The organism is Clostridium sp. DFI.1.208 (genome assembly GCF_024463855.1).
Lineage (GTDB): Bacteria > Bacillota_I > Bacilli_A > Erysipelotrichales > Erysipelotrichaceae > Clostridium_AQ.
In genome coordinates, this window is sequence record NZ_JANGCA010000080.1 from 1 (window position 1) to 13,084 (window position 13,084).

The 13,084-nt window shown below is 34.1% G+C and carries 16 protein-coding genes; 11 read left to right on the forward strand and 5 right to left on the reverse strand.

Annotated elements, in window-relative coordinates:
• From NE665_RS21855 to NE665_RS21865, 3 genes are all read right to left on the reverse strand, one after another.
• Positions 1 to 202, reverse strand: a 202-nt coding sequence (locus NE665_RS21855) for an Arm DNA-binding domain-containing protein (RefSeq protein ID WP_256302634.1), incomplete at its 3' end; no start/stop codon positions are given.
• A complete protein-coding gene (locus NE665_RS21860; RefSeq protein ID WP_117445890.1) occupies positions 189 to 395 on the reverse strand; it encodes a DNA-binding protein in 207 nt (68 codons plus the stop codon). The genes NE665_RS21860 and NE665_RS21855, both read right to left, overlap by 14 nt.
• 73 nt (positions 396 to 468) lie before the next feature.
• Positions 469 to 837 (reverse strand): type II toxin-antitoxin system PemK/MazF family toxin, encoded by a 369-nt coding sequence (locus NE665_RS21865; RefSeq protein ID WP_256302635.1) that lies wholly within the window; start codon positions 835 to 837, stop codon positions 469 to 471.
• Between the two features lie 634 nt (positions 838 to 1,471).
• Between NE665_RS21865 and NE665_RS21870 the strand changes: the two genes are divergently transcribed.
• Positions 1,472 to 2,158: a hypothetical protein gene (locus NE665_RS21870; protein WP_195295230.1), complete on the forward strand. Its 687-nt coding sequence runs from the start codon at positions 1,472 to 1,474 to the stop codon at positions 2,156 to 2,158.
• 238 nt (positions 2,159 to 2,396) lie between these two features.
• Positions 2,397 to 2,807, forward strand: coding sequence for a hypothetical protein (locus tag NE665_RS21875; protein WP_002334817.1), 411 nt, complete (start codon positions 2,397 to 2,399; stop codon positions 2,805 to 2,807).
• Here the strand turns inward: NE665_RS21875 and NE665_RS21880 are convergent.
• Together NE665_RS21880 and NE665_RS21885 are read right to left on the reverse strand one after the other, a co-directional pair.
• Positions 2,756 to 3,622: an aminoglycoside 6-adenylyltransferase AadE gene (locus tag NE665_RS21880; protein WP_001255868.1), complete on the reverse strand. Its 867-nt coding sequence runs from the start codon at positions 3,620 to 3,622 to the stop codon at positions 2,756 to 2,758. The genes NE665_RS21875 and NE665_RS21880 overlap by 52 nt on opposite strands.
• 175 nt (positions 3,623 to 3,797) lie before the next feature.
• Positions 3,798 to 4,343 (reverse strand): AAA family ATPase, encoded by a 546-nt coding sequence (locus NE665_RS21885; RefSeq protein WP_001071501.1) that lies wholly within the window; start codon positions 4,341 to 4,343, stop codon positions 3,798 to 3,800.
• A 320-nt stretch (positions 4,344 to 4,663) separates the two neighbouring features.
• On the opposite strand from NE665_RS21885, the gene NE665_RS21890 reads away from it, so the two are divergent.
• The 9 genes from NE665_RS21890 to NE665_RS21930 all read left to right on the forward strand — a co-directional run bounded on the left by NE665_RS21890 (position 4,664) and on the right by NE665_RS21930 (position 12,930).
• Positions 4,664 to 5,266: a hypothetical protein gene (locus tag NE665_RS21890; protein ID WP_195295228.1), complete on the forward strand. Its 603-nt coding sequence runs from the start codon at positions 4,664 to 4,666 to the stop codon at positions 5,264 to 5,266.
• Positions 5,259 to 6,008 carry an IS21-like element helper ATPase IstB gene (istB, locus tag NE665_RS21895; RefSeq protein WP_195295226.1) on the forward strand — a complete coding sequence of 250 codons (750 nt, stop codon included), beginning with the start codon at positions 5,259 to 5,261 and terminating at the stop codon, positions 6,006 to 6,008. The genes NE665_RS21890 and istB overlap by 8 nt, the downstream gene beginning before the upstream one ends.
• 392 nt (positions 6,009 to 6,400) lie before the next feature.
• Positions 6,401 to 6,829 carry a PTS mannose transporter subunit IIB gene (locus NE665_RS21900; protein WP_195295224.1) on the forward strand — a complete coding sequence of 143 codons (429 nt, stop codon included), beginning with the start codon at positions 6,401 to 6,403 and terminating at the stop codon, positions 6,827 to 6,829.
• Positions 6,826 to 7,302, forward strand: coding sequence for a PTS sugar transporter subunit IIB (locus tag NE665_RS21905; RefSeq protein ID WP_195295222.1), 477 nt, complete (start codon positions 6,826 to 6,828; stop codon positions 7,300 to 7,302). The genes NE665_RS21900 and NE665_RS21905 overlap by 4 nt, the downstream gene beginning before the upstream one ends.
• A 14-nt stretch (positions 7,303 to 7,316) precedes the next feature.
• On the forward strand, positions 7,317 to 8,090 hold the full coding sequence (locus NE665_RS21910) for a PTS sugar transporter subunit IIC (protein WP_256302636.1): 774 nt from the start codon (positions 7,317 to 7,319) through the stop codon (positions 8,088 to 8,090).
• Positions 8,083 to 8,916 carry a PTS system mannose/fructose/sorbose family transporter subunit IID gene (locus NE665_RS21915; protein ID WP_256302637.1) on the forward strand — a complete coding sequence of 278 codons (834 nt, stop codon included), beginning with the start codon at positions 8,083 to 8,085 and terminating at the stop codon, positions 8,914 to 8,916. Before NE665_RS21910 ends, NE665_RS21915 begins: the two co-directional genes overlap by 8 nt.
• Positions 8,917 to 9,079: 163 nt before the next feature.
• Positions 9,080 to 11,377, forward strand: coding sequence for a pyruvate formate lyase family protein (locus NE665_RS21920; RefSeq protein WP_195295216.1), 2,298 nt, complete (start codon positions 9,080 to 9,082; stop codon positions 11,375 to 11,377).
• Positions 11,378 to 11,379: 2 nt separating this feature from the next.
• Positions 11,380 to 12,279 carry a glycyl-radical enzyme activating protein gene (locus tag NE665_RS21925; protein ID WP_256302638.1) on the forward strand — a complete coding sequence of 300 codons (900 nt, stop codon included), beginning with the start codon at positions 11,380 to 11,382 and terminating at the stop codon, positions 12,277 to 12,279.
• Entirely contained in the window at positions 12,280 to 12,930 is a 651-nt protein-coding gene (locus tag NE665_RS21930) for an HAD family phosphatase (RefSeq protein ID WP_256302639.1), read from the forward strand.
• Positions 12,931 to 13,084 lie beyond the last annotated feature (154 nt).

The window sequence follows — 13,084 nt, forward strand, 5'->3', positions numbered from 1 at the left end:
AATCCATATAGATTTCAACAAAGCTTCCAAAAGTCATTGATAGACTGTTATCCTTCTTTTCAGCAAATTCAACTTCATAACGCTTGGCTTCAACCTTGGACTTGAATCCTCTTTTGGTTGTGGTCCTAAGCTTGCCCGTCCAGTCCTTATAGCGGGTAACGACATACCAGGTTCCTCTTGATTTATCCTTATATACCGGCATCTCTATCTCCATCCTTTCCAAAGAATCTTTCATAGAAATAAGGATAGATAACTCTTCCACGAACATACATGTAACCTTTCTGTGCAAGCTCTTCATTCAACTGCTGGATTAGCTTATATGCAGCAGATTTGGATAATCCGGTAAGTTCCATGATTTCTTTTGCATCTATGAATCTGTTTTTGTTCTTATCCATCTGGTTATCCTCCTTTCCTTTGTTATAGGCTTTTGATAAAAAAGAATCCCACCTGCAAAAGTAGGATTTGTACCTATGATTTTTGTCTATGTATATTCTTTAGACCGAGTGATATTTTGATCTTGTGATCGATGATGTGCATATGTCCTTTTGAAATATGGCAGATCTTCTTTAGCAGCCTGGACTTATCGATGACCTTGATCTGTTCGCAAAGGACCATGGAACGATGCTTGAGGCCAATGCCTTCCGGAAGAATGTAATGGGTAGGAAGATGGGCTTTTGATTCAATCTTGGAAGACAGGCAGGCAACAATGGTGGTAGGACTATGCTTGTTGCCACAGTTGTTCTGAATAATGACAACCGGTCTAACAAAAGCTTGTTCAGATCCGGTTGCATCACTGAGGTTAGCAAGAAAAACATCTCCTCGTTTTACTTTGGTCATAAATATTACAGCTCCTTCATATGTAAAGCCAGGCTGTTGAACCTGGCTGATTAATCTAGTATTTATCTTGTTTTCTATTTATCCCTGATAACCCGAAAACGATAGGGAATCCTGTTAAAGCAGATGGTTGTCAATCATCAGTCATGGGAGTTTCACCCACGCATCTTACGCGTGCGCTTATCGCTAAAAGTATCATTATCCTATATGCCGTCATGGCACAGTTGACTGCTGCTGATCATTCTGAAGTATCATCGCTCTTACCATATAATATATATAGGCTGTATATGGCAGTCATCGCGCATCATTGATCCAGCTCGAGCATACAGGTTTTGGTTTTAACAGTTGTTATCCTATTTTCAAAGATCATGGGGAATAAAGGGAATTTTTATCCCTTCACCTTAATAGGCCATGAAACGAATGATTATTGGACAACAATTTTATAAAATATTTCAATGTACATGTTGCGGTAGTAAAAGTTCATTGAGCGTTATTTTTGTTAATGTTATAATTGAGAGGAAAGATATAGTTAAGGTGAGGTGAAGGTGGCAATACATAGCATAATTATTTGTGTTTGTATGTCATCTTTTTATTTCTGTCTTTGTAAAAAACGTTTGTTATTTGAAGGGATAATGTTATGAAGAAGTTTTTAATTACAATATTATGCAGTTTGCTTATGATTACTCTTTTTGGTTGCTCGAACGGTAATCAGAAAAATGAAGATGTTGACTCTAGCCAAGATATAACGGAAATTATTGAGGAAAATGTTGATACAAATGACGACGAAAACGAAAAAATAATAATAGATAATGATGCTGATAGTAATCAACAACAAACAATAGAAGCTAATGGAGAAGACGAAGATGTACCTAATGAGGAAGAACTTAAAAAACTCAATTCTTTTTCTATGCTGTGCTATTTAGCAATCATTTCTGAGCAAATCCAGTCTTCAAAAGACAATAGGGTTATGCTGGAACAAATTTATAATGAGTTATTGAATGATATTAATCCTGAAGCAATAGATGATCTAACACAAACGCATTTATCCAACTTGCGAACTGCCATTAAAAGCTATATGAATATAATTACAAAAAGAGAAAGACTTCAGTATATGTATAACCAGGAAAAGGCTGCAGCAATTAGAAGTTCTGTTCCTAATCCAATAGGTATATTAGCAATGGCAAATTCATTGGATTGGAAGAAATTGGCTTTAACTACGGTTTATACTGTTGTTGATTCGTATACAAATTATAAGAATGCTAGCGATGCTGCTGATAATGAGTTTTTAATGAGTGGCTGGGAACTGGGAGTTTCCCAAAGTTAAAGATACCACATCAATCCCACGCGGACTTTTGCTCAACCGATACAGCCGGAGGGCTGGATAACAAGAAAAGGCGGTATGCGCCCGTGGAGGGGTAGCGTACCGCCTTTTCTTGTGGGGGTTTCCAAAGGGGGCAACGCCCCCATTTGGCACACGACTTTGCGAAGCAAAGTGTAGTGTGTTATACGCTCTGCCGGCGTTGCCGTGAAAATGCCGTTGCCGCCGGGGAGGGCAAGGGCATTTGAAGCGGCAGGAAAACAGGGCTGTGCTTGCGTGGCGTGGAGCCGCAAGCGCAGGTCTGGACTCATCAGCAGACAGGGCGTATATGAAAGCCCCAGTTCCTCGTCCTACGCTCCAACTTGTGGACAAAGTGTCCCGAAGTTGTGGCCACACTCCCGGAAAAGTAGCAGGACAACGGGCAACCGTCAAGGCTGAAATGAACGGGTTTACACCCGGCCTTGACCTCCGCCCGCTGTCCCGCTGGATGGGTGGACAAGGCGGCCAATCCCTCAAAGTGCTTGGCCGCTCTCTTTCTGATTTTGAGGTATTCAGTTTTTCAAAATTGAATAATCAAAATAAATTTTTTCGATTGAAAAAATTTTATTTGTTATCATCTTCAATGCCATATTTTTTCTTTTGCCGAATCACATAATTACTGATTTTTTCATCATATAGTGGATACTGGTAATCCAACTGGCATGCCACTTCTGACGAAACCTCCCGGAACAATGCCATACATTGTTCAAAGGATTCCCACATATGGGGATAGGAATCCATATTATAAGTGGACATAAGTCGTTCCCACAATTCCTCTGGGACATATTGCTTCATAAATTTATAGTTTTTTCCCAAACTGAAATGAAATCCCTGTTTGATACCAATCAGCCAGGAAATCATGCGAAGCAATTCTTTTCGTACTATATCATTCATATGGTCAATAGCAAAAAGAATTTCTTTGCGGCATAAGCCCTTTACTACATATGTTGTAGTATTCCAAAATTCATTACAGCAATCGTCAAACATTCTTTGAGTAGGCTTCTGCAAGTGGTAGTCTATATCCGTTGGTATTGGCGGCTTTACGATACGGTTGTCTTTATCCAACAGTAACTTTACCAGTTTATCCCATGTAAAATACTCGTCTATCAGTTCCAGCGGCAGCAAAGTTAAATCTATCTTAACATCATCAGTAAACAGCATTAAATATGAAAATCCCTTTTCTACAGCTGGAAATAATTCCATATCTTCCGGCTTTTGCAGAATCAACCTTTCACCAAATATATCTAGCCATTTATCATCACTTGTGAAGCTGTCCATATCCGTAACAAAAAAAGTAATATCAAAATCCTGAAAATCATCAGGCGGAATATTTGTATTTGTTCTAGATCCTTCCAAAGTAACCATGCGAATGCGTTTGTCTGTTTTTGCAAAATTCAAAACAATATCATAAACTTCCTTTTCTGATCTCATTTTTATCTCCTCCAATTATTGAAATAGGTGTGAAGCCATTTTAGGGCTTTCCCGCCTTGATTACCCTTTAGCAAAGACGGGCGGGACTGTCAACGGCGGCGCATGAAATGCGCCGTTCATCTTGACCGTTGACTGGCTCGGCTGGCTTTGCTATCTTCCTGACAAATGGGAATGTCTAAGATAGTAAAGACGTCCCACATGCAACTCTTTCTTTTATTGCGGAAACCGTATCTTTAATTGTGAATGTAGTTGTGTCTATGACATTTGATTCATATACTCCCAAACCGGAAAATTGCTCCCACATTGTTTCCACTAATTCAATATTTGTTTTTCTATCTAATTTTGAGCGTTCCACAGCTCGCTTCATAGTTTCTTTTTTACTCGCTCTTAATACAATATAGTGTACCTCGTAATCTTCTTGGGCAAGAGCTTTCCATGGCTCCAAAAACCATGGCCCGACAATCCCATCTACAATTACATCATATCCGCCACGAGCATATCGCTTTGCAGCTTCTAAAAAGGCTTCAATGACAACCAGATTTTGCTCGTTGGATTCTGGCAAATGTGGTGGTATTGCGCCTTTGCTTAAGTAATGAAAAAAGTCATCGGTGTGCATATGCACTGATTTATCCATATCTGATTCCTTTGCGACAATTGACGCAGTTGTTGTTTTTCCTGTCCCCGGTGAGCCTGTAATCACAATAATTCTTCCTTGATTCATCTGTATTTTCCCTCACAATTCAAATTTATCACTTTGTTCCTGCCTGCTCAATCATCTTCTTCGCAAACTGCTGGAACATTTCAACAGTTTCTTTATCTTTATTATCTCTAATTGAAGATAAAAAAGATAAGGCAGCTGTAGAAGGCGCGGTTGGAGATTGTACAGTAGCTATTGTCGGTAAACTTAGAAACAGGAAATTCTTTTCGTTTGAGGACCTAAACAAAGCAATTATCAAAGAATTGGACAATTTCAATAACAGACCTTTTCAGAAAAAGGAAGGTTCCAGAAAAAGCGTATATTTAGACGAAGAACTTCCGTTTATGAAAGCTCTGCCTGAACAGCCATTTGAGTTGAGTGTATGGAAACGAGCTAAAGTTCAATTAAATTATCATATTTCGATAGAAAAAATGAATTATTCTGTGCCATATGAATACGTTGGAAATTATGTAGATGTAAAAGTCACAAAAAGAACTGTAACTGTATATTATAAAATGAATCAAATTTGTACCCATGATCGATTATATGGTCGTATCAATCAATACTCAACAAATGAAAGTCATATGCCGGAGAATCACCAAAAATTTCAATGGAACAAAGACCGTTTTATGAAGTGGGCTGTCTCTATTGGAGACAATACTTCGATTTTAGTTTCCAAACTATTTGATCGTTATAAAGTTGAAGAACAAGCTTATAAAGGTTGCATGTCATTGTTGAAACTATCAGATAAATATGGAAAAACCAGACTGGAAAATGCGTGTCAATTGGCGTTGGATCACATCAGTCAGCCTGGCTATAAAAATATTAAGATGATATTACAGTCAAATCAAGATTTGAAAGATAAAAATGATAATGTACAAAGTGAATGTGATATGCATGCCTTTGTGCGAGGAAAAGACTATTACGGAGGCAAGAACAATGGATAAGAGTGAATTGATAGAAAAATTGAAGAAAATGAGATTACCGGTTATTGCAGAACAATATGAATTACAAAGTGCAAACCCAGAATACAGTCAATTATCGTTCGATGAACGGTTCAGCGAATTAATTGATATGGAATATGATAGTCGAGTAAATCATACAATAGAAAGATTTATCAAGAATGCACATTTTTATGATTCTACAGCAAGTATGGAATCAATTAATTATAATCCAGACAGAAAACTCGATCGCTCGCAAATGGAGGAATTATCTACAAACAATTATATAAACAACGGTTTGAATGTAATTTTTGTAGGAGCATCCGGCTGTGGTAAAACATGGTTATCAAACGCTTTGGGGATCCATGCATGTAGAGATAGAAAAACAGTTTTATATATTCGATTACCAGAACTATTCTCAAAATTTGAAGAAATGAGGATTCAAGGAAAATATAATGAGTATCTAAAAAAACTAGGGAAATACGATTTAATGATACTAGATGAATTCTTGTTGAAATCAACAAATGAATCAGAAAGAAGTGATCTACTTGAATTGATGGAAATAAGGTGTAATAAGAAATCAACAATATTCTGTAGTCAATATTCATTTGATGGTTGGCATCAATTATTAAATGGAGGACCTATAGCGGATGCGATATTAGATAGGATAATAAATTCATCTTATTTGATTACATTACATGGAAAATCATTAAGAGAAACATACTCTAAATTAAAAGATAAGAAATAACAAAAAAACACGGTTGATTTAATTTGACCGTGTTTTTTTGTGGACTTGTATTACGTATTAAGATTTAAAAAAATGGACTTCTTTTACGGATTATGTGGACTTCTGTAGCGTATTACATGGACTTCAGATAGCGGAATACTCAGTACTTCGTATTCTTGACAATTTCCTCATTTTTTATGTTTTGGTGTGCTTGGCGATATACTAAACTGATTGAATCAAAACCACAAACAGTTTAAAGGATAAGATTAATCACAATTTCGTTTAAAGGGGTGACCACACCACAGCATTATTTATATTACTAGGATTTTCTCTTTTTTTTATAATTACTAAATAGGTTTTATAACTTGGCACGAAAAATTGCTATATATAGGGTGAGTGGAAAGGAGGACAAAATGAGAAGATATTATATTGCATCTCATGGAAAATTGGCTTCTGGAATGGTTTCGGCTGTAGAAATGATAACTGGTAGTAATAAAGGATTAACTAGTTTTGATTTGGCTGACTATATTGTACCAGATGCTATTTACAACATTATGTACAAAGAAATCACTGAACATCCAAATGATGAGTTCATAATTTTCACTGATCTTTTGGGTGGAAGTGTACATAATAGTTTACTTTGTTTATGCAGTAACAAAAATGTATATCTTATCTCAGGAATGAACCTTGGAATGATTTTAGAAGTAATATTAAATGATAATCATTTGAGCACCTCGGAAATTATTGATAAAGCTATCCAAAGTTCGTCCAACAACACATTTATGCTTAATTATGATCGAGTGAAATCATTAAATGATGGTTTAAAGGAGGGGTTTGAATGATAAAACAGTTGAAAATTGATACTCGTTTATTACATGGACAAGTAGCGTTAATGTGGTGTGGTGTTCTTGATGTTGATGCCATTCTTGTTGCGAATGATGAAGTTGTTAATAATGAGTTGATGAAATTGGGAATGAAAATGGCAAAACCTTCTCATGTTGGGATTGCCATACGCACAGTCGAAAATGGTATTGCTTTACTGAATAATCCAGCAAGCCATAAAAACAAAATAATGATAATTGTAAAAAATAGTGATGATGCTTTAAAAATTGCTGAATCTGTAAAAGGAATTGAATCATGCAATATTGGTGGTATGAGGAATATTGGGCAAGAAGATGGGAAAATGATAACTGCTCAAATTTGTTTTACACCAAAGGATATTGAAAATGTTAAAAAGATTCAAGACTTTGGAATCGAAATTGATACTAGAACAGATCCAGCAGACACAAAAAGAAAATTTAATTCATTAATATAAAGGAGGGATAATTGATGTTTTTAGAGGCATTATTAGTAGGTTTAGTGGTAGCTGCATGTTTCTTCACTAACTACATGACAGGATATACATTTACTGATAGACCAATTATAGTTGGCACATTAGTAGGATTAGTATTAGGTGATTTATCAATGGGTATTATTTGCGGTGCATCTGCAGAGTTAGTATTCTTGGGATTAGTTAACGTTGGTAGTGTTCCAAGTGACGTAACAAATGGTACTGCTATTGCTACTGCATTCGTTATTTTAACAGGTATGGAATTAGAAACAGCAATTACTTTAGCAGTTCCTGCGGGGTTGTTGATGGCTCAATTACAAACATTAGTATTTACACTTCGTTCATTTACAAATCCATGGGTTGATAAATGGGTTGAAAATGGTGAAGTTGAAAAAATTGGACCATTCTTATTTGGTGGACAAATTATTTATAGTTTATTAATTGGTTCATGTTCATTCTTAGTAATTCTATTAGGTGCAGAAGCAGTTACAAACTTCATGAATTCTATTCCTCCAGTAATTACTGGTGGTTTAGGTGTAGCAACTGGATGCTTAGCAGCTGTAGGTTTTGGATTATTATTAAAGATGATGTGGAGTAAATCTTTGGCTGTTTACTACTTTATTGGTTTTGTTTTAGCTGCATATTTCCATTTACCAGTTTTAGGTATCGCAATTTGTGGTGTATTATGGGGCTTTGTTTTATATACACTTGAAGGTAGAGATAAGAAAACAGTCGTGGTAGCTAAAGATGAGGAGGTGCTATTCGATGACTAACACAAAAGAAAACATTTTGACAGTTAAACCTGAAGATAAAAAGATGATGAATTCTGTTATTTGGCGTTCAATGACAGCCATGGGTGGTTATCAATGGGAAAAACAACAAGCATTGGCTTTCCTATATACAATGATTCCAGTTATTAACAGATATTATAAGAATCCAAAAGATCGTATTGAAGCTTACAAGCGTCACTGGGAATTATTCAATACAACTCCTCAAGTTGTTGGATTTATTACTGGTGTAGCTACTTCTATGGAAAAAGAAGCTGCTGAAAACCCTGATTATGACGTTACATCTATTAATGCTGTTAAAGTTTCATTAATGGGACCATTAGCAGGTATTGGGGATTCAATTTTCTGGGGTTCATTAAAAGTAATTGCTACTGGTATTGCTGTTTCATTTGGCCTTGCTGGAAGCATTTTAGGACCATTGCTATACTTTATTGTTTTTAATATTCCATCTACATTAGCTAGACACTTATTACCTGTAATTGGTTATAATATGGGTACAAGATTTTTACAAGATGCTGAAGAAAATGGAATTATGCAATTTTTAACTAAAGCTGCAACAATCGTAGGTTTAATGACAGTTGGAGGAATGACTTACTTAAATATTTCAACGAAATTTGCATATCAATTCTCTATGAATGGATCTGAATTCTATTTACAAAGTATTCTTGATGGAATTGCTCCTGGTATCTTACCACTAAGTTTAGTATTAGGTTGCATGTATTTGTTGAAGAAGAAAAATGTTTCACCAGTTGTATTAATCGTTATTTTATTAGTATCATGTATCGTATTACATGGATTTGGAATCGTATAAAAATTACTTGATGGTAGAAGGGGAAGAGATAGTAATCAAATAATTATAAAATAAGCTTTTACATAATGTAATTTGTATTTCTGTTCTCTAAGTTTGTGCCCTCAAGTGGATGTTGATTTCTATTGAGGGCACATTTGTTTTAAAAATCAGGAGGAAAAAGAAAATGAGCAAAGAAAATATTACTGCAAGAAAAACGAATATTGAAATTAAGGCAAAATTACCATGCGAAAAATCTCCGATTGAACAATTAGAAATAATGGAAGAATATACTCGTGTTCATAAAGAAACAGCAAATCTATCTAAAGAAGAAAGAGAACTTGCATGTCAAAGAGTTATTTTTCCAAAGATGTTTAGAAATTTGATGGAAGATGATTTGTTTATTGGTCGCTTTGATGCATTACCTATTGGCTTTGGAAGTGTAACTTCATTAGGAGGAGTTGCTCACTATTGCCACAATTACAATTTGAACAAAGTAAGGGATCAATTAGAAACTGAAGAACAAAAACAAAGAGTAGATGAGTTAGTAACATATTGGGAAACAGAGGATGTTAAAACAAAATTTATGAGAGATTACACAGATGGTGTAGTAAATACAATGGCTAATACTATAAATTGGACATATGCCCCTGTTTCATCTTTGACTCGTATTAGTGGAATGATGCTAGATTACAATAAGCTAATGGATAATGGAATTTCTGGTTTGAAAGCAGAAATTGAAAAAGAATTAGTTAAAGATCCGGAGAATAAATTTCATCTATGTTCGTTAGAAGCATTAGATTTATTTACTGAATGTTGTGATTATTTAATGAATAAACTTGAAAATGATTTAGATAATTATAGTGAGGAAAGAAAAAAAGAGGTTCAGACAATTATTGATAGTTTACAAGTAATTCGCACTGAACGTCCTAAATCTTTTCATCAAGCAATGCAATTATTCTGGTTGTATGCAACTATGGCTAGTGTAATCAATTATGGAAGAATGGATGACGTATTAGGTGAATATCTACAAAATGATTTAGACAGTGGTGTAATTACCTATGAACAAGCTAAACGTTATGTGAAGAATCTTTGGACAATGATTGAAAATAAACGTACTACAGTAAATGGAAGAGTTATTGTTGGAGGAAGAGGAAGAAGGAATCCTAAGGCAGCAGATACTTTTACACGTATTGCATTAGAAGTATGTCATGAATGCCGTTATGTAGAACCGCAATTTACTTTACGTTTGTATGAAGACACGCCTCAAGATATTTTTGATAAAGCAATGGAATGTTTGGCGGACGGTGCTACATATCCAACTCTATATAATGATGCTGTACATGTTCCAGGATTAATGAACTGTATGCATGTAAATGAAAAAGAAGCTGAACAATATGCACCATTTGGATGTGGAGAAATGAATCTTGTTGGTATGACAGTAGGTACTCCAAACTCTGTTATTAATTTATCAAAAACATTAAATATTGCAATGAATGCAGGAGTAGATCCATTTGATAATGTATATAAAGCTGGTGAACATAAGGTTCGTCCTATAGAAGAACTAAATACTTTTGAAGAATTGTTCGAAGAATTTGGTAAGTTAACAGATTACTATGTCGATTTATGTGTAGATGCTCAAATTAATTCTTATAAGAATTTAAATGCTGAAGTCTCATTCTTATATAATTCAATTCTTATGGATAATTGTATAGAACGTGGTAAAGCATTATTAGACGGTGGCGCAAAATATTTGGGTGGATGCTGTGAAATTTTCGGAAATATCAACTGTTCAGATTCTTTGTATGCAATTAAAAAATTAGTATTTGATGATAAGAAATATACACTTAAAGAAGTAAATGATGCTGTAGTTAATAATTTCAAGGACAATGAAGTTATGCGCAAGGAAATGATAAAGTGTAAAAAATATGGTAATGATGAAGATGATGTAGATGAAATGGCTAATCGTGTATATGAACGTGTTGCTAAACGTATTTGGGAACAAGGCGTTGTTAAAGGATTACATTATTATGGAATTGTAATCATTAATAATCAAACGAATACTGATTGGGGATTACATACTGCAGCTACACCAGATGGTAGAACTTTTGCAATGTATTTAAATCCTTCTAATAATCCGCAAGGTGGAGCAGATAAAAATGGTCCTACAGCAATGTTGAATTCTCTAGCAAAATTTGATGCAAAATATCATGTTGGTTCTGTTCAAAATATTAAATTCCAAAAATCTTTCTTTAAAGAAAATATGGATAAGATCAAGATGTTAATTAAAGCATATTTTAAAAAAGGCGGTTGTCAAGTTATGGTTACAGTAGTTGATAAACATGCTTTGGAAGATGCAATGGTACATCCTGAAAAATATCCTAATTTAATTGTACGAGTTAGTGGTTTTAGTGCTGTGTTTGTAAATTTAGATCGAGCTGTACAAGAAGAATTGTTATCTAGAACTTTATATGAGGGCATTTAGTTATGGATGCTACAGCTAGAATTATGGAAATTGAGCGATTTGCCATTCATGATGGGCCAGGGCTTAGAACAACCATATTTCTACAAGGGTGCCCATTAAGGTGTCCATGGTGTGCAAATCCAGAGTCTCAAACAATTTCTGATAAATTACTCTATAATACAACTAAGTGTGTACTTTGTGGCACATGTATAAAAAATTGTCCTACACAATCTATTAAGTTGATCGATGGAAAAATAGTAATAAATAGAGATACGTGTATTAAGTGCAGATTATGTGCAGATAATTGTTTGGCAGAAGCAATTTATTTTATAGGCCAAACAAAAACTATTTCAGAAATAATGAAGATTATACTTAAAGATAAAGAGTATTATGAAGTGTCAAATGGTGGTGTTACTATTAGTGGTGGAGAACCGTTTGTACAATACGATGTATTGTGTGCTTTATTAAGTGAATGTAAAAATAATGGTATTCATACGGCGATAGAAACAACAGGAGATACAGACTGGGAAAAGATAGAAAAGGTTCAAGATAAGATTGACTTGTTTTTGTATGATATGAAGCATATTGATCCTGAAAAACTAAAAGAGGTTCCAAAAGGGAATGGTAATCGTATTTTAAGTAATTTAAAAAAATTGGCAAGTTTATGTCCAGAAAAAATTATTATTCGTGTTCCTGTTATTCCTTCATTTAATTATGATGAAGACACTATTAATGGAATTATTAATTTTGCTATTGATAATAAAATCAAGGAAGTGAATTTGTTGCCATATCATAATTTAGGAAAATCAAAATATGAACATTTAGGATTAACGTATCCTATGGGAGATATTCCAATGTTAAAGAAAGAGGAATTGCTTAAATACGCTCGAAATGATGAGATATTAGTAAAAATTGGTGGTTAAATGAAAAAAATTAAACTAGTTATATTCGATATGGATGGATTAATGGTAAATACAGAAATGATGTATTTTAACCTATTTAATATGGTAGGTAGTAAATATGATTTTCAATTATCATTAGATGAATATTCTAAAATTACAGGAACAGGACCAGATAACGCAGCTATCGTGATTCAAAAATACCCAAAATTCAAGCATATTAAAGAAGAAGTAACTGCTGAAATGGTAAAAGAATACTTTCCTAAGTTTTTTAATAATCCAGGAGATGCTAATAAAAGTGGTTTAAAAGAATTATATGAATATTTAAAAGCAAATAATTATAAGATTGCAATAGCTAGTAATTCATTTAAAGAAATTATTAAGCAAACATTGAATTATTTGGGTTTTGAAATGCAAATAGAATTACTAATGACTGGTGAAGATATGAGGCCAAAACCTAATCCTGATATATTATTAAAAATAGCTGAAATATTAGATGTTCCGACTGAAGAATGCTTGGTTTTAGAGGACTCTAGAGTAGGTATTGAAGCTGCTAATCGAGCAAATATGAAAGTAGGATATATTCCAGATATAGCTTTTGTAGATGATGAAACACGAAAAAAGGCAACTTTTATTTGTGATGATTTAAAGGGTGTTATTAATTATTTAAACTGAAAATAGATGAGCATTTTCATATGCTCATCTCAGATTGTTGACAAAAGCCTATACCTTTTCGTAAGGACATAGGCTTTTTATTGTATATAGGCAATTTTCGAAATGAAATTGTCTTTTTTTGTATATTTTGAAGGATATATTGAATTTTTTGATG

Excerpts from the sequence above, each read along its gene's own strand:
- NE665_RS21860 (WP_117445890.1), bottom strand. The coding sequence starts at position 395 with ATGGATAAGAACAAAAACAGATTCATAGATGCAAAAGAAATCATGGAA.
- NE665_RS21880 (WP_001255868.1), bottom strand. The coding sequence starts at position 3,622 with ATGAGATCAGAAAAGGAAGTTTATGATATTGTTTTGAATTTTGCAAAA.
- NE665_RS21900 (WP_195295224.1), top strand. The coding sequence starts at position 6,401 with ATGAGAAGATATTATATTGCATCTCATGGAAAATTGGCTTCTGGAATG.
- NE665_RS21910 (WP_256302636.1), top strand. The coding sequence starts at position 7,317 with ATGTTTTTAGAGGCATTATTAGTAGGTTTAGTGGTAGCTGCATGTTTC.
- NE665_RS21915 (WP_256302637.1), top strand. The coding sequence starts at position 8,083 with ATGACTAACACAAAAGAAAACATTTTGACAGTTAAACCTGAAGATAAA.
- NE665_RS21930 (WP_256302639.1), top strand. The coding sequence starts at position 12,280 with ATGAAAAAAATTAAACTAGTTATATTCGATATGGATGGATTAATGGTA.
- NE665_RS21890 (WP_195295228.1), top strand. The coding sequence starts at position 4,664 with ATGAAAGCTCTGCCTGAACAGCCATTTGAGTTGAGTGTATGGAAACGA.
- NE665_RS21885 (WP_001071501.1), bottom strand. The coding sequence starts at position 4,343 with ATGAATCAAGGAAGAATTATTGTGATTACAGGCTCACCGGGGACAGGA.
- istB (WP_195295226.1), top strand. The coding sequence starts at position 5,259 with ATGGATAAGAGTGAATTGATAGAAAAATTGAAGAAAATGAGATTACCG.
- NE665_RS21865 (WP_256302635.1), bottom strand. The coding sequence starts at position 837 with ATGACCAAAGTAAAACGAGGAGATGTTTTTCTTGCTAACCTCAGTGAT.
- NE665_RS21925 (WP_256302638.1), top strand. The coding sequence starts at position 11,380 with ATGGATGCTACAGCTAGAATTATGGAAATTGAGCGATTTGCCATTCAT.
- NE665_RS21920 (WP_195295216.1), top strand. The coding sequence starts at position 9,080 with ATGAGCAAAGAAAATATTACTGCAAGAAAAACGAATATTGAAATTAAG.
- NE665_RS21870 (WP_195295230.1), top strand. The coding sequence starts at position 1,472 with ATGAAGAAGTTTTTAATTACAATATTATGCAGTTTGCTTATGATTACT.
- NE665_RS21905 (WP_195295222.1), top strand. The coding sequence starts at position 6,826 with ATGATAAAACAGTTGAAAATTGATACTCGTTTATTACATGGACAAGTA.